This window comes from Frankia sp. KB5 (assembly GCF_002099325.1).
GTDB classification, from domain to species: Bacteria; Actinomycetota; Actinomycetes; order Frankiales; family Frankiaceae; genus Frankia; species Frankia casuarinae.
The window spans coordinates 1-21,601 of sequence record NZ_MRUJ01000055.1 but is presented as its reverse complement, the minus strand read 5'-3'; the positions used below and the strand labels follow the sequence as shown (position 1 = coordinate 21,601).

Sequence of the window (21,601 nt, the reverse complement as noted above, 5' to 3'; positions counted from 1 at the left end):
AGCCCGCGGCCCTGGTACCGGACATCGACCGCGAGCCGCCCCACGAACATCGCCGGAACGGGTTCGGTGGACCGGCGCGACCACCGGCGTGAACCGGGGATCCGTTCCAGGGCCGCGGTGGCCAGGCAGTAGTAGCCGGCGATCCGGGTACCGTCGACGATCACGAACGTGTTTGTCGTCCGGTCCTGCTGGTGTTCGAGGGCGTGGTGGCGCAGCCAGCCGTCGAGCAGGTCGTCACCGCTGTTGAAGGTGAGCCGGTCCGGGCCCTCGGACAGGGCCGCGGGCTTGGCGAGGGGCACTGCGTAGGATCCTTTCTTGGGGCCGCGTCGGACCGCGTCGGGATCGCCGGTCGACTGGTCGGCCGATCGGGAGGCGGGCAGAGGTGGCGGGGTACTCCGGCTACTCCTGCTGCTCCGAGCCCGGTTCCTCGTCGAGGAGCCGGCGCAGCCGGGGGGAGTCCGGCGGCGGCGCGTCGAGCAGCGCCTCGAGCTTGCTCCAGTCGGCATCCGGGACGCGGAACAGGCGGCGGTCGGCGAGAACCTCTCGCGCGTATCGCTTCATGGCCTCGGCGGCGAAGTCCTCAAGGGACAGGCCCTCACCCTCCGCGGCCGAGCGGATGATCTCGGCTTCATCCTCGGGTAGCCGTACCGCGAGTCTGTCGTCCCTGGCGGTGCTCATGCTGGCAGTCTGCCCTCCGGGTCTTCGGACCCGTTTCCCCGGGTCTCGCTCGCCGACGTGGGTACCACATCCATCGCGGCCGTGTCGCCCGGATACTCGAAGGCCGGCCGGAGCGCGGATCCGGTCGGGTGCCCGGCATCTCTTCGTACCAGATCTTCGTACCAGAGAGGTCCTACGCCCGTGGTGCTTTCGCCTGTCCCCACCGTCCCGCTCGCGCACGGTGCCCGGATGCCCAGGCTCGGGCTCGGAACCTGGCCGCTGAACGACCGGGAGGTCCAGGGGGTGGTGGAACAGGCGCTCGGGCTGGGCTACCGATTGATTGACACCGCGCACAACTACGGCAACGAGAAGGGAGTGGGCGCCGGACTACGCGCCGCCGGCGTGCCCCGCGAGGAGCTGTTCGTCACCACGAAGTTCAACAAACGCTCGCACAGCGTCCGCGGCGTGCGCAGGGCCGCCGTGGAGAGTACCCGCCGGATGGGGCTGGACTACCTCGATCTGCTCCTCATCCACTGGCCGAACCCGTGGCGGGATCGGTACGTCGAGGCCTGGAAGGGGCTCGTCGAGCTGTTGAAGGACGGCCAGGTGCGCGCGATCGGGGTGTCGAACTTCAAGACGACCCACCTCGACCGGCTGCTGGCCCAGACCGGTGTCGCGCCGGACGTGAACCAGATCCAGCTCGATCCCCGACTCGGCCGGTCCGCGATCCGCGCCTACCACGCGGAGCAGGGGATCGTGACGGAGGCGTGGAGCCCGCTGGGCGCCGGCACCGGGCTGCTCGACGAACCCGTGATCACGCGGATCGCCGCCGCGCACGAGCGCACCCCCGCGCAGGTCGCCCTGCGCTGGCACATCGAGCTGGGCATCGTGGTGGTGCCGAAGTCGGCCAGCCCCAGGCGCATGGCAGAGAACATCGACGTCTTCGACTTCACGCTTTCCGCTGAGGAGATTGCCGCGATCTCCGGACTGGACCGGGGCGCCGCGGGGGAGGCGGACGCCCTCGACTCCGACGTGTTCGGGCACTGAGCTCCGGGAGTTCGGGGTCCCTGGGAGCTCGGGGCAATCCTCTCGTTTCGTATCATTCATGATACGTACGATGTAAGCCTGCCACGTCTTCACCGGAGGGCGTCGCCCGTAGGGGCTCGGAGCGGTCCGGCAGCCTTGGTGGAGGAATCGTGGGGCGAAAGGCGGCGCCGTCCGCTCCGGGCGGGCACTACCACCACCTGGACGCGTTGCGCGCCRTCTTCATGCTGGGCGGCGTCTTCGTGCATGCCTCGACGCTCGGTGACGACCCGTTCTTCCACGGGATCGCCTACGCCTCCGGCCTCTTCCGGATGGCGGACTTCTTCCTGATCTCCGGGTTCCTCTCCGCGATGCTCGTCRGGAAGTATGGGCCGTCGCGCACCGTGCATCGCAGGCTCGCCAGCGTGGGAATCCCATTCCTGTGCACCCTGGTCCTGTTCAATCCCACCGCGCTCTGGTTGAGCTACAACTTCCACAACCCGGACGTCTCGTTCCTGGACTTCCTGCGTGGAAACATCGTCCCCGAGCCRGTGGGCGAGCTGCGCTGGCCTCTGCAGCTGTGGTTCCTCATGGTGCTGCTCGCCTACGCGCTGTGCACCCCGGCGGCCGTGAGCGTCATATCCCGCCTTGTGGCCAGCTCCCTCTACCGGCGGGCCACCACCGGTCGGCTGCGCGTCATGGCCACGATCATCTCACTCGTCATCGTGACCACCATCCTCATCCGCGGCGGGTACCGGGCCGCGGTGACTCCCGTCATCGGTTCCGATCCCCTCGACCTCCCGGTCGAGGAGACGCTGGACTTCCTGCCGTTCTTCCTCCTCGGCGTGCTCCTCTACCTGGATCGGCGGCGAATCCTGCCGTCCTTTCAGCGGCCCGCGCCGATCCTGCTCGCCGTGGCCGGCGTCCTGCTGCTGGCGGCCAATCAGGACTGGGGTGGAGTGCTGACCTCATCCACCGGTCTGGTGCTCAGCAGGACCCTCTTCACCATCGCGATCACCGCCACGCTCTTCGCCCTTGCCAGCCGGCTCGTCCCCGGTCCGCGGCCCGCCGTCCGCTACCTCTCCGACGCCTCCTACACGGTCTACCTCTTCCACTATTTCTGGATCTACGCCATCGCGACGCTGCTCTCGCTGGACCCGAGCCTCCGCTGGCCGCAGATGCTCCTGGTCACCGCCCTCACCTTCGGCGTGACCCTGGCCATCCACCATTTCGTCATCTTGCGGTCACCCTTCCTCCGCAAGATCTTCAACGGGAAATTCCCGGTCGACGGCCGCCGCGGCACCGGCCGGCCCGCGGCCGGGCCCCTGACCACAGCGGCCGGCACGGCGGACTCCGAGCTGACCCAGCCGCTGCGCTGGCTTCCCCGGGCCGAACAGCTCGACCCGGAACGGACCCAGCACCTGCGCTGGGCTCCCTGACGCAACCTTCCTTTATAACGCTCCCTTATAACGTTTCCTTATGAGGTCATGTCCCGGCGCCAGAAGAGGACGACGGCGACCAGCACCATCGCGGTGCAGTAGACCAGCCCGCGCAGCAGCGCGTCGGCGTAGGGCGTGGCGACGGCGAAGCCACCGGTGGCGATCGCCTCCATCAGCTGCACCGGCAGCCAGGCCCGGGCGGGACCGTAGATGCGCGTGACCAGCATCTCCACCGGCAGCGCGTAGGCGACCGCGACCGCGATCGCCGCGGCAGGCGCGCGGAAGACGATCGCGGCCAGGGCGCCGAGCGCGGCGTAGCCGAGCGATCCGGCGCACAGGTTGACAAAGCTCTTGCTCAGTTCGGCCAGCCCCGCCGCGCTGCTCCAGGCGGCCGTCGACACCCCCTTCAGCGGCGCGAGYGCGAAGGACAGCGCGACCGAAACCACGGTCGCCACGGCGATGACGAGGACCACGAACGCCGCCAGAGCCAGCAGTTTGCCGGCGAGAAGCCGGAGCCGGTGCGGCTGGGCGACGAGCTGGTTGCGCAGGGCCCCGTGCGCATGGTCGCCTGCGAGCGACGCGGCGACGACGGACAGGGCCACCACGCCGAGCAGGATGCTGACCGCCTGCACCCCCTGCGCGACGCCGTTCGCGGCGGACAGCCCGCTGGCCGTGACGGGGTCGCCATCGAAGTCGTTGTGCCCCACCGAGACGAAGGTCAGAACGGTGCCGAGCAGGGCCGAGGCGATGACCGCCCCCAGCGTCCCGAGCAGGAACCGGGTCCGCAACAGCGGCACCCATTCGGCGCGGAAAGCCGTGATCATGTGGCACCTCCACGGCTCTGGGCCGGGTCGAGCCCGGCTCCCACGGCGGGCACACTGCCGTCCGGGGTGCGACCGAAACGGACGAGGTCGCCGTCGATTTCGCCGGTGACGCGCAGGAAGGTCTCCTCCAGGTTCGGCCGATGGGTGCGCAGCGAGCGCAGGGTGATGCCGGCGCGCATCGCCAGTCGGTTGAGGTCCGCGGCCACTCCCTCGCGGGCGTGGGCGGTCACCACCGGATGGCGTTCGCCGACTCCCGCGTCGCACGACGGCCCGGGGCAGAGGTCGATCTCGACCCGAAGGCCGGTCTCACCGAGGAGCCCRGCCAGGCGGCGGGCGTCGTCGTCCCGCTCGGGCACCATGAGGATCCGGGGATCCTCGGCGGAGAGCAGGTCGGTGACGTGCCCCTGGAACAGCATCCGCCCGCCATTGATCATCACCAGATGATCGCAGATCTGCTCGACCTCGGTCAGTAGATGGCTCGACATGAAGACCGTCATGCCGCTGCTGGCCAGCTGACCCAGCAGCGCGCGGATCTCCCGGATGCCCGCCGGGTCGAGGCCGTTCGTCGGCTCGTCCAGGATGAGCAGGCTGGGATCGGGCAGCAGAGCGGCGGCGATGCCCAGGCGCTGCTTCATCCCGAGGGAGTAGGCGGTGAACCGGTCGTCGGCTCGCTCGGTCAGGCCCACCTGTGCGAGGACTTCCCCGACCCGCCGCGCGCGATCGGCGCGGCGCCRCCCGCCGATCCCACGCAGCAGGGCGAGCTGGTCCAGATTGCGCCGGCCGGACAGCCCGGGATGGAACGTCGGGCCCTCGATCATCGCCCCGACCCGGCCCAGGTAGCGGGCCGGATGGGAGATCGACGCGCCCAGCACGGACCCCTGGCCCGCCGTGGGGCGGATCAACCCCAGCAGCATGCGCAGCGTGCTGGACTTCCCGGCCCCGTTCGGGCCGACGAAACCGGACAGCGTCCCGCGCGGCACCTGGAGGTCGAGATGGTCCACCGCCACCCGGTCGCCGTACCRCTTGCCGAGCCCGTGGGTCCAGATTGCCGCCTCGGTCGGGCCCTCGGGCGATCGCCCGGCCAGCCGCGGGGGCCGCGCCGCGCCGCGGGGGCGACCAGCCACGTTCGATGCGTGCGTCGGTTCGGTGACCGAACCCGAAGTCATCGTCTGACAGCCTCCCAGATCATGCGTTCAACTCCCGAGATCGGTCGATCCGTTACCCTCCACCGTGACTCCGTCATCCACCGTGCTCTATGGGAGTCGTGCCCGCGGAGGCCGTCGTGGTCGACCACATGCGCGGCCGCTGGCGGGGTCGGCACCAGCACGGAGGCTGACCGAACTCCCGCGCCGACCGGCGGTACGCACTGGGCGCCGTCGGCACCGGGCACCGCAGCGGCCGGGCCAATCCCCGGCTCGGGATCCGCCGAGCTCAGCAGGCCTAACGAGCGGACCACGGGCACCGTTCCAGCTCCCGGCACTCCGGAGCGCTCGGTGCCGTGGGAACCCGGAGGTTTCCGCCTCGTCCGAAAGAGTGACGACGTATCGTCATTTTCGCTCATTTCCGACATGTCATCAAACGATCATTGGCGAAAGTCCGGGGCCAGGGCAGGTCCGCGTCGTCGCCGAGGTTTGYGATCATCCGGCGCGGCACAGTCAGTGCGGCGCTCATCGTTCCAGCCGCGAGATGGGGTAGCTGTCGTACGAGCCCCCCGGGGGACCCCACACGTCACCCGACACAACCGGCGCCCGACGGCTGGACGACAATCTTCACATGGGTGAGACGGCTGGCCTTCGGCGTGGCATCCGGGTGCTGACGCTGCTCGCCAGCATCTCGATCATCGTGATGCTGGTGTTGGCCGTGGTCTCCGCCCTGCGGTCACGTCATGCCGCGACGGAGCGGAGCAGGCATCTGGACCCGGCTGCGACCACCACCGCGATGCTCCTGGCCGACTTTGTCGACCAGGAGAATGCTCTGCGTGGCTACATCATCACCCGGGACCGGGGTTTCCTGGTCCCCTACAACGAGTCCGCCAGGTCCATCCCGGTCCTGACGGCACGGCTGGACGCATTGCTGGCCGACTTCCCTGCGCTGCGCGCACAGCACGGGGAAGTCGGCCAGGCGTACCGGGACTGGCGTCGCGAGGTTGTCCAGCCGGAACTGGTCGCGATGGCGAGAGGAGACACCGCCACCGCCCAGGATATCGTGCGCACCAAAGCGCGCCAGGACTTCGACCTGCTGCGCCGCGAGGTCGCGGAGCTCGCCGCGGCGATCGACCGTGAGCAGGTCGAGGCGTCCGGGCGGGTGGAGAGTGCCTCCGTGCTGCTGCTGAGCTCGCTGGCCAGCGCGATGTTTGTCATCCTCGGCTTCCTGCTGACCATTATGATCATCTCGCGGCGATGGCTGCTCCGCCCGATCGGAGCGTTGCAGCGATCCGTCAACGCGGTGGCCGCCGGTCGCTACGACACCCGGATCCCCTCCGTCGGCCCCAAGGAGATCGTGGAGCTGGCCGCCGACGTCGAGACGATGCGCGCCCAGCTGGTGCGGCTCGTCCGCCAGAACGAGCGGTCGTGGGAGGCCCTGGCCCAGCAGGGACCCGCCGTGATCGCACTGCGGGACGCGCTCACGCCCTCGCTTCTGCGGGCCCGCGGCCTGGTCCTGCACGGCCGGGTCGATCCGGCCGAGGGCGAACTTGCCGGGGACTGGTACGACGCCTTCGAGCTGCCCGACGGGCGGGTCGCCGTCGTGGTCGGTGACGTCTCCGGTCATGGAGCCGCGGCCGGGGTCTTCGCGTTGCGGCTCAAGCAACTGCTCGACGCGGCTCTGTCGACGGAGATCGATCCCGGTCGGGCCCTGGAGTGGACGGTGGACAACCTCGGCGAGATCGAGGAGATGTTCGCGACCGCGATCATTGCCGTCGTCGACCCGCGGACCGGGGACCTGTACTACGTCAACGCCGGTCATCCCGACGCGCTCCTGCTGCGCCGGGCGGTGCCCGGGAACCCCGGGAACATGGCGTCGGCGGGCGAGTCGCCCGTGGGCGAGGTGTGGGTGGGTGAGCTGCCCACAGGCAAGGTACCTGCGGACGCGGTGCTTCCCGACGAGGCATCCTCACCCCAGGTACCCGCTCCGACCGCTCACCTGGTCGGACCCCGCGATCCCGCCCGGCCGGGATGCGGCCCCGGTGACGGGGCGGGCGGATCCGTCATGGCGGCTGCTGTTGGATCCGCGCAGGCCGTCGGATCCGCGCAGGCCGTCGGATCCGCGCAGGCCGTCGGATCGGCCTGCGGGCCGGGGGATGGGGCGAACGGTGCCGGCCCCGGGTCCGGTCGGGTGCCGGGAGCCGGTTCCATCGTCGGTTCCCGGCTGGGAACGGCGCAGGTCGTTCGGCTGCCTCCGACGGGCCCGTTGATGTCGAGCCTGCTCGCGGAGCCCGGGGCGTGGGGAATCCAGACGCTGCGGCTCGAACCGGGCGACGTGCTCTTCGCCTACACCGACGGACTGGTGGAGGCACGTGACGAGGCCGGGCGGCAGTTCGGGCTGCACCGGCTGATCGCCGAGATCCTGCGCGATCCCACGCGCACGCCGGTGGCGCTGCTCGACGACGCCTTCGACGCGGTTCGCCGGTACGCGCCCGGACGGCAGGGCGACGACCGTACGGCGATCATCCTCGCCCGTACCGCCCAGCGTGGCTCCACGATCGCGCCCGGAGAGTCATAGCGGCGACATCGGCGTGGTTGCCGGCCATTTCGGGTAGAAGACGCCCATGAACGACGAGTCCGGCCTGGACCGGCCCACCCGCTCGACCCGGTCTCCGCGATCTTTGCGGTCTCCGTCGTCCCGGCTCAGCCCACTGCGGTTGATCGCCGTCGTCGCCGTCGTCGTGCTCGTCCTCGCCGGCATCGCCCTGGTGGCGGGATGGCGGCCGAGCCTGCCGAACCTGTTCGAGGAGAGGACGGTCGACCGCAGTTCCCCGGCGGTGCTGCGTTCCCTGGAAGAGCTGAGCGACTATCACGCCGCCAGCGCCCACTTCGAGGTGGTGGTCGACCTCGAGAAGGACAGCAAGTGGATCCCTGATGCGCTGCGCGGCGAGCGCACCCTGTTCGTCGGGGTCGGTACCGTCGACTCGGTGATCAATTTTGGTGCGCTCGGCAAGGACGCGGTCACCGTCTCCCCGGACCGTCGTGCGGTCACCATCGAGTTGCCGAACCCGACGCTGTCCAGGCCCGAGCTGGATCTCGACCACAGCTACGTGGTGGCCCGCCAGCGCGGCGCGCTGAACCGCGTCGGCGGGTTGTTCGGTGGGGTCGGCACCGACCAGGAGCTCTACCGGACCGCGTCGGCGCGGATGACCGACGCGGCGAAGACGGACGGTCAGGTGCTCGAGCTGGGCAGGAAGAACACCACCGCCATGCTGCGCGGTCTACTCGGCGCGCTGGGCTTTACCGACGTCAGGGTGACCTACGCAGCCGACCGCCGCTAGGCGAACGGAGTGCTCAGTCCGTCGCGGTCAGCCTGCCTTCGTCAGCCCGGCGACCTGTCTTCGTCAGCCCGGCGACCACCCGGTCGATCTCGGCCCGGAAATGCTCCGAGATCTTGATGATGTGCGGTTCGCGGAGCAGGTAGAAATGCTCACACGGAACGAAATGGGTGTCATGGCTCCCGGTGAGGAATGCCGACCATGYGTCCTCCGGGTCCGGATTCTCCGCCGATCGGTACACGAGGGTCCGGCCGGGCCATGGCCGCGGTCGGTAGAAACGTTCGAGAAGCCGCCCGTGGTTGAAGAAGACGTCGAACTGCTCGAGCCCGCCGAACTGTACGACCCCGGTGAGCGGAATCTGCACCATTTTCTTGAGGGTCGCCTTGCTGGTGAAGTTCGCCCGCTGTTCCGGTAGCAGCTTCTGGGTGAACCGCGCCAGCCGGCCGCGGTAACCGCKCGCGTGGTCCTCGGCTGCCTTCGACGACCCGGCGGCGCCGCCCGACCCGGCGGCGCTACCCGACCCGGCCGACTCGATCCGCAGCGAGGCCGGCAGGTAGGTGTCCATGATGGACAGGAAACCGACCTCCTCTCCCGCGGCGGCGAGCTGCTGGGCGATCTCCATGGCGATCAGGCCACCCAGCGAGTGCCCGGCGAGCAGGTAGGGACCCCGGGGAGCCAGGACGCGGATGATCTCCAGGTGGCGGCGGGCGGTCCGCGCGACGCTCCAGTCCGGGACGCCCCGCCGCTCCAGCCCATGCGCCTGGAAGGCGTAGACCGGCTGGTCGTCGCCGAGGCGGCGGGCCAGTGAGTGGAAGCCGAGGGCGAGCGCGCCGGCCCCGGCGAAGCAGAACAGCGGCGGCCGCGAGCCGGTGGTGCGCAGGGGGACGACGGTGGGGTGTCGCGGACCCGACTGCTGCGCGAGTGACAGCGCGCGGGCGAACTCGCCCAGCGTCGGCGCGTCGACCAGCGCCGATGACGGCATGGTGATCCCGAGCTTCTCCGCGACCAGGGTGAGCAGCTCGTTCGCGGCCAGGGAGTCGCCGCCGAGCTCCATGAAGTCGTCCCCGATGCCGACCTCCTCGAGATCGAGGACCCGCGTCCAGATGTCGGCGACGACGATCTCCCACTGCGTTCTCGGCCGGGCGGAGACGGCCGGGGCCTCCGGCGGGGGCGGCAGCGCGCCCCGGTCCACCTTGCCGCGTTCGTTGCGGGGCAGTTCCGCCAGGGGGATGATCGTCGTCGGGACCATCCAGACCGGCAGCTTCTCGCGTAGCCTCCGCCGGATTCGGACCGGGGACAGGGTGTTGCCGTGTACCGCCGGCACGACATAGGCGACCAGCCGGTTCCGCGCCGAAGGATGCGCGACGGCGGTGACGACCGCCTCGGCGATCTCCGCGGAGCTCAGCAGCGCCGCCTCCACCTCGCTCGGTTCGACGAGATAGCCGCGGATCTTCACCGCCGCGTCCCGGCGGCCGAGCAGGATCAGCGTGCCGTTGGGTTCGAACCGGCCGACGTCGCCGGTCCGGCAGGTGGTCCGGCCATCGGTGAGCGGGGTGAAGCGGGACGTCGTCATCTCCGCGTTCCCCCAGTACCCGGCCGACAGGTAGGCCGAGGTGACCTCCACGTCGCCTACCTCGCCGGGATCGGCGGGCGTGCCGTCCTCGCGACGCAGTACCACCTCCTTGCCGGTCGCCGGCAGGCCGGCGGGTACCGTGCCCGCGGGCGGCTGCGTGCCCGGCGGGACCTCGAAGAAGCCGAGGGATGCGATCTCGGAGGCACCGGACCAGTTCACGTAGGTACACGCCGGTGGCACGTGCGGCCGCAGCGCCGTGATGTCGCGTCCGTAGACGGCCTCCCCGCACGTGGTCACGATCCGCAGGTCGGCGAGGACCTGGTCCGGTTCGAGCGAGCCGACGAGGGAGCGCAGCAGAGACGGAGTGGTCTGCAGCGCGGTCAGGTGCTGCGAGGAGATCCAGTCGGCGAGGCCGCTCAGGCCCGCCGCCCGTGGATCATAGGCATACACCCCGGCCCCGTTGAGTAGACCGAACACCACCACGGTGATGCCGGCGGCGAACGAGTACGGCAGCACGAGGGCCAGCCGGTCGCCCGGCGCGAAACCGAGACGTTCGGCGCCGGCGTAGGCGTCGCACAGGAACGTGCCGTTTGTCCACACCACGCCCTTGGGCGCGCCGGTCGAACCGGAGGTGAACACGATGCAGGCCGGATCGTCGACCAGCGGCTGCGGCCACCAGACCGCGTCCGCGCCGTTTGCCGCGATCCACCGGGCGCCGTCCGCGGCCGCCGCGGCGAGGTCCAGGACGTGGCGGGGGCCGCCCCCGGCCAGCGCGGCGAGCAGGGCGTCCGGATTCACGCTGGATTCGGCCGTGGCGTTCGAACCGTTGGTCCCCACCGGCCGCAGGCCCACCGTCGAGCGGGCCACGGAACTGTCGCCCAGGTCGGTCAGCAGGGCCACGCAGCCGGCCTGCCGAACGATCTGCGCCATCCGCTCGGCGGGCACCATCGGATCCAGCGGGACGACCGGGCGTCCGGTTTTCAGTACGCCCAGTACGCCCAGCAGGCCGGCCACGCTGTGCGGCAGCAGGGTCGCGACCGGACCGTCCTCGTTCGCGTCGAGGCGGCCGAGGACCGCCATCGCGATGTCATCGGTCCGGCGATCAGCCTCGGCGAAGGTCATGACGACGCCGGGCGAGACCAGCGCGGGTGTATCGGGCAGGTGCGTGGCGACCTCCCGGAACCGGCTGACCACCGAGGCCGGCAGGTCGTCGAAGTGCAACGCCGGGAAGAACGCGCCACCTTCAGGCGTCGCGACCGCAAGGGACGCGCGCCGACCGCTTTCGTTCAAAGCCACTCCCTCGTCCTGTCCTCTCTCGGCGTCATCGGCTCACAGCGGATGACGATGATCTTGTATCCTCGCCGGTCCTCATCTCGTCAACCGGATGCGGCTGGTTACCCCTGATCGGGGGGCGGACCTCGAATCCCGTATGGTCACGGATGCGCCGGGGCCGGGRCCGGTGCCGGGTGGCTGCGCGATGGGACGGGCCGTTTGTGGTAACTCCGTCCAACAATCTCGTACGGTGCTGCCTCGTACGGTGCTGCAACCGTTCGCTCGTGGTACACGAACAGCCTCCCCAACACGCAGTCCGGTATGGCGCGTGCGACTTTATACCACGGTGCTGTGGCTATCTTGTGGTCACTCCCGGTAACCCTCACTCAAGGGGTAGTTTGTCGGTGGTAATCGGGCTTCGGGTATGTACGGCGCAAACGATTTGTCGTGATCCCGGACTAATTTGATCCCGGGTCGGCGGTTCGGCTGATGGTGCCCGGATCCGGTGCCGCCATTCCGCGGTGTCACGGTGTCACGGCGGCCCGGAGCCCGCGGCGGCCCGGTGCCCGCGGCGTCACGGCGGCCCGGAGCCCGCGGCGGGCCGGAGCCGGGGCCCCGCCGCCCGGCCGCCCGGGGTCGGCCGCTGCGACCGTTCGCCGTTTCGGTGTTCTGCCTCACATCCAACAAATTCCTTACCCCCGCTTGCAACAGCAAGGTTGAGCGCCTTAGACTCATGAACTGTGAGAGCGGGAGGCAATCGAACCGAAGGTGATCCACCCAGGGAGCGCCTGAGGCGCGGGAGCGTCCCGATCGGCATCGATGTACAGAGATCGGCCCTAGAAAGATCAATCTTTTGGAGGGGGAGCATCGTGAGCACCTACCTGTGGGAYCCGTTTGCCTCGCTGGGGCGTATGGACCGGGAGTTCGACGAGATCGTTCGGCGTGTCTGGGGCCCGCGGCGTCCGGTGCTTACCGGACGGTCGTCGGTCACCGAGTTCGCCGTCCCGTCGGCTGATGTGGTTACTGAGGGAGCGGATGTACTGATCAACCTCGAGCTGCCCGGGGTCGATGTCGAGCGGGACGTCGCGGTCGAGATCGACCGGGGCCGCCTGGTCGTCCGCGGGAAGCGTGCGGCCGGCAGCGAGAGTGAGCACGCCGGTCGCGTACACCGCGAGCGCTGGCACGGTTCCTTCCGCCGGGAGTTCAGGCTTCCCGAGGGCGTGGAGGCGCAGCGGATCTCGGCCACTTACGACCGGGGCATCCTGACGGTCCGTCTCGTCGGCGCGGCGGCGGAGCCCAAGGCGACCCGGATCGAGATCACCCCAGTCGTCGGCGACGCCCGGCCGGCCGAGGTCGTCGAGGGGGGCTCCCCGGGGCTGCCGGCGGAATCAGCGGAGTCCGCGACGCCGCGGTCCGCCGAGCCGGCCACGCCGGCCGCAGCCGGTTCCACCGCCTGAGGACCGCACCCGGCGTGCGGACGCCGACGTCCGCACGCCGGGCAGCGGTTCCCTCGCGCCGGGCGGCCTACCCCGCTGGACCGGTCGATCCTGCCGGGACCGCCCGGCTCAGCGGCGGCGCGGTCCGGTGCCGGTGGAGGAGGTCCGTCCCGGGGCGGACTGTCCGGCCGAGCTGCCACTCGACGGAGGCGGCACCATCGGCCCGATGTCGCCGTCCGGCGCGGTGTCCAGATCGACGATGACGGGAGCGTGGTCGCTCGTCCCGACACCTTTGCGGGCCGCCCGGTCCACCCAGACCGCGCGCACGCGGCCCGCCACGTCGGCGGTCGCCAGAGCCAGGTCGATGCGCATCCCGAGGTTCTTCGGGAAACACAGCTGGCGGTAGTCCCAGTAGGTGTAGACGACGTCGTCGGGCCAGCGGGCCCGCAGCACATCGATGAGCCCGGCGTCGACGAGTTCCGCGAGTGCCGCGCGTTCCGCCGGGGTGACGTGGGTGGCGCCCTCGAACTGGGTGATGTCCCAGACGTCAACGTCCGTTGGCGCGATGTTGAAATCACCCAACGTCATCACCGCGCCCTGGGTCGTGGCCTCGGCCACCACCTCGCGCAGCGCGGCGAGCCAGGCCAGCTTGTAGGCGTAATGAGGGTCGTCGATGGTCCGGCCGTTGGGCACGTACAGCGACCAGATCCGGATGCCGCCGCAGGTCGCGGCGATGGCGCGAGGCTCGGGACCGGGAAAGCCCGGATCGCCCGGAAGACCCCGCGCGACGTCGTCGAGGGTATCCCGCGACAGAATCGCCACGCCGTTCCACCGGCCGTCGCCGTGATGGGCGACCCGGTAGCCCCGGCGAAACAGATCCTCGTCGAACAGCTCCAGGAAGGCGTCGTCCGCCAGCTTCGTCTCCTGCAGGCACACCACATCCGGCTCGGCCCGGTCGAGCCATTCGATCAGGCGGGCCTGCCGAGCCTTCGCAGAGTTGATGTTCCACGTTGCGATCCGCACATCTGTTGACGGTAGTCCCACGGTCCGACAGGTCTGCCGGGCATGTCGGGTCTGGGATGATGGTCGTCATGGGAATGAGCCGGCGTGTCGACGATGACACTGTCGACAGTGTCATCGTCGACAATGACACTGTGGGCCAAGGCGCTGTTGCTGGCCGGCCGTACGTCATCTGCAGCTGCGCGATGTCGTTGGATGGGCACATCGACGACAGCTCGGCTGAGCGGATGATCCTCTCCAGTGCCGCCGATCTCGACCGGGTGGACGAGGTGCGTGYCGGCTGTGACGCGATCCTCGTCGGCGCGGCCACTGTCCGGCGGGACAATCCCCGTCTCGCCGTGCGCGCGCAGCACCGTCGGGTGGCGCGAGAGGCGGCCGGACGCCCGCCCACGCCGATCAAGGTCGTGCTGTCCGGCGGGGGAGACCTCGATCCGAGCGCTCGGCTGTTCACCGCCGACCCGGTCGAGACGATCATCTACCGTCGGGCTGGATCATCGTTGGCGATCGCCGAGCCGACCTCGTCTCCCGAGCCGACCTCGTCTCCCGAGCCGTCGACGCCGCAATCGGCGCCGGCTGCGATCCGCACCGCGCCCGCTACCCGCGCCGCGCGCGTCATCCTGGTCGAACTCCCCGGTCGGCCCCGGGTCGAGGTCGCCGCCATCCTGACCGATCTCGCCCGGCGTGGCGTCCGTCGGCTGCTGGTGGAGGGTGGTACCTCGCTGCATACGGCCTTCCTCACCGCCGGCCTGGTCGACGAGCTGCATCTCACCGTCGCCCCGTTCTTCGTCGGCGAGCGCGATGCGCCGACCTTCGTGGGACCGGGGGTCTTCCCCAACGACGTCCACTCGCCCCTTCGCCTTGCCGAGGTCCGACAACTCGACGATGTGGTTTTTCTTCGGTATCTGGCACCGACGTCTCACTAAGCGCCGTGGTCCGGCGGCTCGATCGCTTCCGGGCCGGCGCGGATCAGCAACGCCGGCCAGGTGGCAGGCTTTCGCCCCCATCGCGGGGACGTCGTCGGCTGGGCCCAGGCCGCCGATCGGACGATGCACGCGGTCGTCTGGCGGGGTCGGAGGATCATCGATCTTGGGACGCTGGGCGGCCGCGGCAGCCTGGCGACGGCGGTCAACAACCGCGGTCAGGCCGTCGGTTCCGCCCGCCTGCCCGACGGCGGCACCCGTGCGGCCCGCTGGAACTGATTCGATTTCCACCACCCGCCCACCACATTTCCTCGTTCCCCGGACCGGTCGGTGTCCGGGTCCAGCACGCTCCAACCCGTCGTGGCCCGTCTCATGGCCGTCAGCTTTCGGACATGTTGCGGAAGGGGCAGGAAAATTCCCTCTGTACAGGCACACTATGGTGCGTCTGGCGATCGAAGGAGCGAGGGAGAGTGCTGGTGGTTCCGACCCCGCTTCATGTCACCACCCCCGCGGGGGAGGTGACGCTCACCGGAGACAAGCCGGTCGTGGTGGGGCGGGCCCGTGCGGCCGACATTGTGATCAACGATGGCCGGGTGTCGCGCCGGCATCTGGTGCTGCATCCCGACGTCGGCGGATGGCGGATCGAGGACATCAGCGCCAACGGTCTGTGGCGGGATGGCTGCCGTGTGGGCGGTCTCGCCGTCTCCGGGGAGCTTCGGCTCCGGCTCGGCGCGGTGGACGGACCCGAGGTGGTGCTCGTTCCGCGTCCGGCCCCGCCGATGATCCCGCCGACCGCGCCGACCCACAGCCCGGGCGGGGCGCCCATCCCCCTTGCCGGCCCGTCGCCCTCGTCTTGGCCGTCGCCGTCGCTGCCATCGCCGCCGGGCGCGGCGGTGCCGGGCATGGAATGGTGGTCCGAACCGGCGCCGGGCGCTGCGTCGGCGCCCGTCCCGTCGGCGCCCGCGCAGTCGGGCGGGCCCGACCCGGCCGTGGGGCAGGCGACGATGGTGCACGACCGGCGGCGCGTGTATCCGCTGACGATCGGACGGGTGCGGATGGGCCGCTCCCGCGACAACGACATCAACGTGGGCGACCTGCTTGCCTCCCGCCATCACGCCGAGCTGCATATCTCGGTGGCCGGCGTCGAGCTCATCGACCTCGCCTCCGCCAACGGCACCTTCGTCAACGGCCACCGGGTCACCCGGGCACGGGTGATACAACGCGACATCATCGCCATCGGCCATCATCTGTTCCAGCTCGAGGGAAACTCGCTCGTCGAATACGTCGACTCCGGTGACGTGGCCTTCGAGGCGCAGGCGCTGTCGGTGTGGGCCGGCACCAAGCAGCTCATGCACGACATGACCTTCCGGCTGCCGGGCCGTTCCCTGCTCGGTGTCGTCGGACCGAGCGGGGCCGGCAAGTCCACGCTGCTCAACGCTCTCACCGGCTTCCGACCGGCGGACCAGGGATCGGTGATCTACGCGGGACGTGACCTCTACGCCGAGTACGACGAGTTGCGACGCCGGATCGGGTACGTGCCGCAGGCCGACCCGCTGCATGACCAGCTGACCGTGCGTGAGGCTCTGGTATACGGCTCGGAACTGCGTTTCCCCGCCGACACCACCGCCAAGGAGCGGCGGGCCCGGGTGGAGGAGGTCATCGGCCAGCTTGGACTGACCGCGCACGCCGACACACCGGTCTCCCGGCTCTCCGGCGGCCAGAAGAAGCGCACCAGCGTCGCGCTGGAGCTGCTCACCCGGCCCTCTTTGCTGTTCCTGGACGAGCCGACCTCCGGTCTGGACCCGGCCAATGACCAGTCCGTGATGGAAACCCTGCGGGGCCTGGCGAAGGGCGGCGGCGCCGGCTCCGGCGACGAGACCGGCCGGACCGTCATCGTCGTCACCCACAGTGTGCTGTTCCTGGACCTGTGCGACTTCATCCTCGTGCTCGCGCCCGGCGGGCACGTGGCCTACTTCGGGCCGGCGGATGGGGCGCTGCACTTCTTCGGCAAGGAGGACTTCCGCGAGTTCGCGGCGGTGTTCCGCGAGCTCGAGGCCACTCCGGGCGAGGAGATGGCGGAGCGGTTCCGGGACTCGGAGTTCTTCGTACCCTCCGCGATCGTGGCGCCCGCGGTGCGCAAGGCACCGCCGGAGCTGCCCAGCGTGCGCCAGCAGCCGGTCCGGGCCCAGCTCGCGACGCTGACTCGACGGTACTGGCGGGTCGTGCTCGCCGACCGGTCGTACTTACGGCTGATCATCGCCTTCCCGTTCCTGCTCGGCGTCGTCCCGCAGGTGATCCGCGCCCCGGACGGGCTGCGTGCGTTACCCCAGGCACCGAACACCGACGCGACGAAGGTCCTCCTCGTTCTGGTGCTGTGTGCCTGTTTCATGGGCATGGCCAACTCGGTCCGGGAGATCGTCAAGGAGCGGCCGATCTACCGGCGGGAACGCACGATCGGGCTGTCCCGCACCGCCTACCTTGGATCGAAGATCATTCTGCTGACCGGGATCACCACCGCCCAGTGTCTTGTCTTCACCCTGATCGGGCTGGTGGGCCGGACCCCGCCGAGGGCGGTCGTGCTCGGCTCGCCGGTGCTGGAGTGTCTGATTGCGGTGGGGGTCGCGGCGCTCGCCTCGATGATGATCGGTCTGCTGGTCTCGACGCTGATCGACAACGCGGACAAGACCATGCCGATCCTGGTCCTGGTCACGATGGGTCAGCTGGTGTTCTCCGGGGGACTGACCTCGCTGGTCGGGCGTCCCGTGCTGGCGCAGATCAGCCTGCTCGTCCCGGCTCGCTGGGGGTTCGCGGCCCTGGCGTCCACGGACGATCTCAACGACGTCAGCAAGTTCGGTAACGAGACCCTGCGGACCGACCCGACCGACGGGCTGTGGAAGCACAGCGTGACGATCTGGGTCCTCGACATCGTGATCTGCGTGCTGATCGGTGTCGTGGCACTGATCCTCACTGCCGTCATGCTGCGCCGGATCGAACCGAAGGTCACCCGGCCGACGGGTGCCGGGCCAGGGCCGGCCACTGGTCCGGGTTCGGGTTCGGGAGGGTTGTCGGGTCCGCGGCTGTATGGCACCGGGGTTCCCCCGGCGCACGGTTCCAGGACCGGTCGGTCCATGCCGCTGCGCGGCTGAGCGGTCAGTCCTCCCCGTAGCCCACGCCCCGGAGCAGGTATCCCGGCGATCTCCCTCGCGAGCCGGGCCGTGAGGGGGACCGCTATGCCCCTATATGTGGGTCGACGTGGCGCGAGTGGCCGCAAATCCAAAACCCCCCGCAGCGACCGGTTATCGTAGCGATAAGGTGAGCCGACCGAAGTTCGCTCGCGGTGGGGGATTGGGTATGGAGATCGTCTTCTTGTGCGAGCAGTATCCGCCGATCATCTGGGACGGGGCGGGAGTCTACACACACGACATCGCTCACGCCCTGGTCGCGCTCGGTCATCGGGTTCATATCCTTTGCGCCCAGGGGCGCTACCGCACGGACGAAGATCATGACGGAGTGATGGTGCACCGGCGGCCGCTCCTGCGGTTGCCCGTCACCAGGTTTCTCGGTCCGCTCGGCCGGTCGTTTCAGGGGGAGAACCATCCTCGCGATTCGYTCTCCCTGCGGTTCGTTCTCGCGGTCTCCTATGCTTTTTGGCTGCGTCGTCTCGGTCTGCGTCCCGACGTGATCGAGACTCAGGACGGCGAGACCCGGGGCCTGCGTACCGCCCTGCGCCGCGATATTCCCCTCGTGATCCACCTGCACACCCCGACGATGATGGACGTGCGTCTGYGGGACGGCCGGCTGCACGGCAGGGGCGCGGTGGCCGACCGGATCGACCGGTTCTCCGCGCTGCGCGCCGACGCGCGCACCGCTCCCTCCGAGCTGATCGTCACCACGCTGCGCGGTTTCGGCTGGCTGGATAAGGACACCGACGCGGACGTCATTCCTTACCCGTTCGACCGGTCCCCGTACATGGAGGTGGYTTCGCCCCGGCACACCGACCCGACGTTGCTCGTCGTCGGACGGCTCGAATGGCGCAAGGGGCTGGACGTCCTGATCGAGGCGGCCGCGCTGCTGAAGAAACGGGGTGTCGAGGTAACGGTGGTCTTCGCCGGTCAGTCCTCGGGCACGATCGAGGGCGTGGCGACCGGGACCTGGCTGGAGCAGCAGGCGGTCAAACTCGGCGTCACCTGCCGTTTCGCCGGCCACCTGACCCGTCCCGAGCTGGTCAAGGCCTATGAGGAGGCACGGGTGGTCGTCGTGCCGAGCCGGTTCGAGAGCTTCTCCATCGCGGGTCTCGAAGGAATGGCCTCGGGACGCCCGGTCGTCGCGACCGCGACGACCGGGGTGGCCACCTGGGTGGCGAAATGGAAGGGCGGCACGGTCGTTCCGCCGGAGGACGCCCCCGCACTCGCCGACGCCCTGGAACCTTTCCTCACCGACCCGGAGCTCGCGGAGACGGTGGGTGCCCGCGGTCGGGTCGGCACCGCCGAGCTCGAGCCGCTGCGTATCGCCGCCCTGCGGGAGAAGGTCTACCAGAAGGCCATCGACCGTTTGCGGGCGCGCCACGGAAAAACCTCCGCCGTGGCATGAGGGTAGCGACCCGGATCATCGATTGCCGGTCACGAACCTGATCCAGGCGAAAACCCTAGGGTAGGGTCATGAGCGGTCTGTGCGGTGTCTCCCTGGAACATCCGATCATGAACGCGGCTGGCACCTGCAAGACCGCCGAGGATGTCGAGACGTTCGCCCGGTCGGCGGTCTCGATGATCGTCGTTGGTTCGATTACCCGGGAACCGCGGTCAGGTAACTCCGGCAACGTCTACTGGCCCGGCCGGGTCTACTCGTTGAACGCGCTCGGGCTTCCCAACCGCGGGCTGGACTACTATGCCGCGCATCTGCCCGGTATGGTGCGGCGCGCTCACCGGGCGGGCAAGCCGTTGACCGTCAGCGTCGCCGGGTTCGGTGTTGACGAGTACCGCGAGATCTCCGCGGTCGTGGCGCGGACCGGGGTCGACCTGATCGAACTGAACCTGGCCTGCCCGAACGTCTGGGACGGCGGAACGCAGAAACGCATCGCCTGCTTCGATCCCGGGCACACCGCGACGATCTGCACGGCGGTGGGCGACACGCTGGTGGCGCAGGCTGGTGCCGATCCGGCCCGACGCGTCCCCTACGGAGTCAAGATCTCGCCGTTCTCCGATCCGTCGGCCCTGGTGGAGCTCGCAACGGTGATCGATGAGGTTGCCGCGCGTCCCGGTGGCCCGCGGTTTGTCACGGCGGTGAACACCTTCCCCAACGCCTTCGCCGTTGACGATGCGCACCGACCAGTCGTCGACGTCGAGCTCGCCGGTATGAGCGGGYCGGCGCTCAAGCCCGTCGGGCTCGGTCAGGTGCGCCAGCTACGCCGCCTGCTCCCGGAGAGTGTGGACATCATCGGGGTTGGGGGTGTGACCGGCGGTCGTGACGTCGCCGACTACCTGCTGGCCGGGGCCACCGCGGTCCAGGCCGCCACCGCGTTCTGGAACCGTGCGGAGGATCCGGCCGTCTTCGGTGCCATTCTGTCCGACTGGATCGACCACACCGACCCGGCCGTCCCCTGAAAAGGGTTTCATGCGTGTTTTCCGTATATCTTCCCGACATATTTTTTTCACGTCCTCGGCACGGGAGCCTGTCGCGCCGGATCAGCCTCCGGCTGCCGCGTTTCTCGGTGCCGCTCGGCCCGGCTGCTCGGCGGTGTTCTCCGGGCCGTTTCCCGGGACCAGGGAGATCCGCCGGTCCGGCGGTGGAAACGTCAGCCRGAACGTGAAGGCGGTGGCGGTCGGGCCGTGGGCCCGCAGGTGACGAACCCGGTCCTCGGCCTCGTCCGTCCCCGGCCGATGCCCGGCGGGTACCCACCACAGGGCGTTGGTCGTCCGCTGGATGGGATGAAACCACTCGCGCCGACGGTGTAGGAACGCCCCGTGGCCGCTATGGAAGACGAAGTTGGCCAGTGCCTCCACCGACTCCCACACGGTCAGGTTCACGATGATCGCATGGTCGCCGTCGCCCTCCCACACGAACGTGCGCACGGCGGTGTCGCCATCCTCGGGCCGCGGGCGCCAGACGACACCAGACTGCCGGTCGCCGAGCGTGTTGGTGGGGGTGAGACCGGCGACGAAGTCGGTCAGCGCGGAGGAGCCGGGCGGCGCGAGCAGTCGGGCGATGTTCACCTGGGCCAGATGGTAACCCGTCATGAAGGCAGCCTAGGGAGGTTGTCGCGCCGCCGCCAGGAATATCGGTCAATTACCGGTCGATCATGATCGGCGAGTCGGCGGGTGCAATTTCTACCAGTTTTTCGATGCCGATCGGAACAGCCAGCGAACAGTAACCCCGCCACGAACGGGCCGGCTGATGCCGATGCCTCCCGATCGGCGCCCCATCGTGGGGCTGTCAGATGATCCGTCAGGTGGTGTCGCCGTCGAGGACTCCGCTGGAGCCACCCGGATGGACTCACCCGAGTCGATCATGCGCGCCTCCCACCTATTGGCAACGGCGACGCTACTCTCCGTAGTCGGAGGTGCCGGGAGGGGAAGATCCCAGGATCCCGGGGCGGGCTGTGTCACTTACGTGGAAGCGCGTTTCTCCGCGGAAATCAGCCTGAGTGCGGATCGCTCGAGCTCGGCCGGTGATCCAATTTCGGTTCTCGCTGGCCGAAATGGCCTCCACCGCCGGCAGTATTTGGTCATTTTCTATTAGCCATGGGGGAATCATGGGAAGTTCCGCAAGGAGAAAAGCCGCAGTTGTCGCTCTGTCCACGACGGCGGCTCTGGTCGTCGCCGCGGGGCCCGCGGCCACGAGCGCGTTGRCCTTCGATGGTCACGAYGGCCCGAAGGACAAGCACGTCACCAAGCACGTCGTCAAGGAGCACTGGACCAAGATTCGCTGGGAGAAGGAGAGCTGGGACAAGAAGGTCTGGGA

General features: G+C 69.5%; 16 protein-coding genes and 2 pseudogenes. 11 read left to right on the top strand and 7 right to left on the bottom strand.

Features of this window, described 5'->3' with window-relative positions; translation table 11 throughout:
* A pseudogene (locus KBI5_RS06375) lies at positions 1–299 on the bottom strand (GNAT family N-acetyltransferase); the annotation flags it as partial.
* 100 nt (positions 300–399) lie between these two features.
* On the bottom strand, positions 400–678 hold the full coding sequence (locus KBI5_RS06370) for a DUF1778 domain-containing protein (RefSeq protein ID WP_011435617.1): 279 nt from the start codon (positions 676–678) through the stop codon (positions 400–402).
* Between the two features lie 180 nt (positions 679–858).
* Between KBI5_RS06370 and KBI5_RS06365 the strand changes: the two genes are divergently transcribed.
* Together KBI5_RS06365 and mdoC are read left to right on the top strand one after the other, a co-directional pair.
* Positions 859–1,704 (top strand): aldo/keto reductase, encoded by an 846-nt coding sequence (locus KBI5_RS06365; protein ID WP_011435618.1) that lies wholly within the window; start codon positions 859–861, stop codon positions 1,702–1,704.
* Positions 1,705–1,853: 149 nt separating this feature from the next.
* Positions 1,854–3,119, top strand: a complete 1,266-nt coding sequence (gene mdoC, locus KBI5_RS06360; protein WP_085014557.1) for a glucans biosynthesis protein MdoC — start codon at positions 1,854–1,856, stop codon at positions 3,117–3,119.
* Between the two features lie 38 nt (positions 3,120–3,157).
* Here the strand turns inward: mdoC and KBI5_RS06355 are convergent, their stop codons facing one another.
* The gene (locus KBI5_RS06355) at positions 3,158–3,943 is read right to left on the bottom strand and encodes an ABC transporter permease subunit (RefSeq protein ID WP_011435620.1); all 786 of its coding nucleotides are present in this window, start codon (positions 3,941–3,943) and stop codon (positions 3,158–3,160) included.
* Positions 3,940–5,109, bottom strand: coding sequence for an ATP-binding cassette domain-containing protein (locus tag KBI5_RS06350; RefSeq protein ID WP_085014556.1), 1,170 nt, complete (start codon positions 5,107–5,109; stop codon positions 3,940–3,942). Before KBI5_RS06350 ends, KBI5_RS06355 begins: the two co-directional genes overlap by 4 nt.
* Positions 5,110–5,716: 607 nt before the next feature.
* Between KBI5_RS06350 and KBI5_RS06345 the strand changes: the two genes are divergently transcribed.
* Entirely contained in the window at positions 5,717–7,663 is a 1,947-nt protein-coding gene (locus KBI5_RS06345) for a SpoIIE family protein phosphatase (protein WP_085014555.1), read from the top strand.
* A 46-nt stretch (positions 7,664–7,709) separates the two neighbouring features.
* Positions 7,710–8,426: a DUF4230 domain-containing protein gene (locus tag KBI5_RS06340; protein ID WP_011435623.1), complete on the top strand. Its 717-nt coding sequence runs from the start codon at positions 7,710–7,712 to the stop codon at positions 8,424–8,426.
* Positions 8,427–8,439: 13 nt separating this feature from the next.
* Here the strand turns inward: KBI5_RS06340 and KBI5_RS06335 are convergent, their stop codons facing one another.
* On the bottom strand, positions 8,440–11,292 hold the full coding sequence (locus KBI5_RS06335) for a non-ribosomal peptide synthetase (protein ID WP_241882694.1): 2,853 nt from the start codon (positions 11,290–11,292) through the stop codon (positions 8,440–8,442).
* Between the two features lie 845 nt (positions 11,293–12,137).
* Here KBI5_RS06335 and KBI5_RS06330 point away from each other — a divergent pair.
* Positions 12,138–12,725, top strand: a complete 588-nt coding sequence (locus tag KBI5_RS06330) for an Hsp20/alpha crystallin family protein (protein ID WP_011435625.1) — start codon at positions 12,138–12,140, stop codon at positions 12,723–12,725.
* 108 nt (positions 12,726–12,833) lie between these two features.
* Here the strand turns inward: KBI5_RS06330 and KBI5_RS06325 are convergent, their stop codons facing one another.
* Complete coding sequence (locus tag KBI5_RS06325; protein WP_035959179.1) at positions 12,834–13,727, bottom strand: exodeoxyribonuclease III; 894 nt, start codon at positions 13,725–13,727, stop codon at positions 12,834–12,836.
* 68 nt (positions 13,728–13,795) lie between these two features.
* On the opposite strand from KBI5_RS06325, the gene KBI5_RS06320 reads away from it, so the two are divergent.
* From KBI5_RS06320 to KBI5_RS06300, 5 genes are all read left to right on the top strand, one after another.
* On the top strand, positions 13,796–14,647 hold the full coding sequence (locus tag KBI5_RS06320) for a dihydrofolate reductase family protein (protein WP_085014558.1): 852 nt from the start codon (positions 13,796–13,798) through the stop codon (positions 14,645–14,647).
* Positions 14,648–14,707: 60 nt separating this feature from the next.
* On the top strand, positions 14,708–14,923 hold the full coding sequence (locus KBI5_RS06315; protein WP_011435628.1) for a hypothetical protein: 216 nt from the start codon (positions 14,708–14,710) through the stop codon (positions 14,921–14,923).
* Between the two features lie 197 nt (positions 14,924–15,120).
* A complete protein-coding gene (locus KBI5_RS06310) occupies positions 15,121–17,790 on the top strand; it encodes an ATP-binding cassette domain-containing protein (RefSeq protein WP_116289851.1) in 2,670 nt (889 codons plus the stop codon).
* Positions 17,791–17,995: 205 nt separating this feature from the next.
* Positions 17,996–19,234 (top strand): glycosyltransferase family 4 protein, encoded by a 1,239-nt coding sequence (locus KBI5_RS06305; RefSeq protein WP_085014552.1) that lies wholly within the window; start codon positions 17,996–17,998, stop codon positions 19,232–19,234.
* A gap of 68 nt (positions 19,235–19,302) precedes the next feature.
* A complete protein-coding gene (locus KBI5_RS06300) occupies positions 19,303–20,244 on the top strand; it encodes a dihydroorotate dehydrogenase (protein ID WP_085014551.1) in 942 nt (313 codons plus the stop codon).
* Positions 20,245–20,325: 81 nt separating this feature from the next.
* On the opposite strand, the gene KBI5_RS06295 is transcribed toward KBI5_RS06300, so the two are convergent.
* Positions 20,326–20,877, bottom strand: coding sequence for a DUF3291 domain-containing protein (locus KBI5_RS06295; RefSeq protein ID WP_085014550.1), 552 nt, complete (start codon positions 20,875–20,877; stop codon positions 20,326–20,328).
* Positions 20,878–21,392: 515 nt separating this feature from the next.
* On the opposite strand from KBI5_RS06295, the pseudogene KBI5_RS06290 reads away from it, so the two are divergent.
* A pseudogene (locus KBI5_RS06290) lies at positions 21,393–21,601 on the top strand (hypothetical protein); the annotation flags it as partial.